This window comes from Acinetobacter sp. NIPH 2699 (assembly GCF_022549355.1).
Taxonomy (GTDB): Bacteria; Pseudomonadota; Gammaproteobacteria; order Pseudomonadales; family Moraxellaceae; genus Acinetobacter.
The window spans coordinates 1-470 of record NZ_JAKZGL010000040.1; the positions used below are offsets into that span (position 1 = coordinate 1).

General features: G+C 41.7%; 1 pseudogene. It reads left to right on the plus strand.

Features of this window, described 5'->3' with window-relative positions:
• Positions 1-470: pseudogene (locus MMP72_RS15785) on the plus strand (RHS repeat protein); the annotation flags it as partial.

Here is a 470-nt window from a genome sequence, read left to right on the forward strand (position 1 = left end):
GAGCCGAATATTAAAAGTCGTTTAAAGCAAGAAGCAAATCAAGCGATCACCACACTTGCACAAGTATTACAACAACAAGCAAATCCCAGCCAAAAGTATACTTTGGCATGGTTAATACAAGAAACTTTGAAAGCAATAAAAGCGTTAGAAAATAAAGGCAGCGCTAGTGTGCCGATGAATCAAACGGGGGCATATGAACGGCATACCAAAGGGGATACTTTAGAGTTCGTGAGTTTACAAGCCGATGCTTTAAATGCTCCCCCATGTGAAGGCGAGGATTCGCAATCTAAAAAAAGTATCAGTTATTCAATTGGCGCGGAACGCGTTCAACACGCAGACTTTTATTTACCTCAAATCGGTTTTTCATTCATTCGCCAATACAGCTCACAAATGGGTGAGTTTGATCGAAGCATGATTGGCGCACGTTGGATGATGCCATTTTCCAACATGATTCAACCCAATGCTCAAGG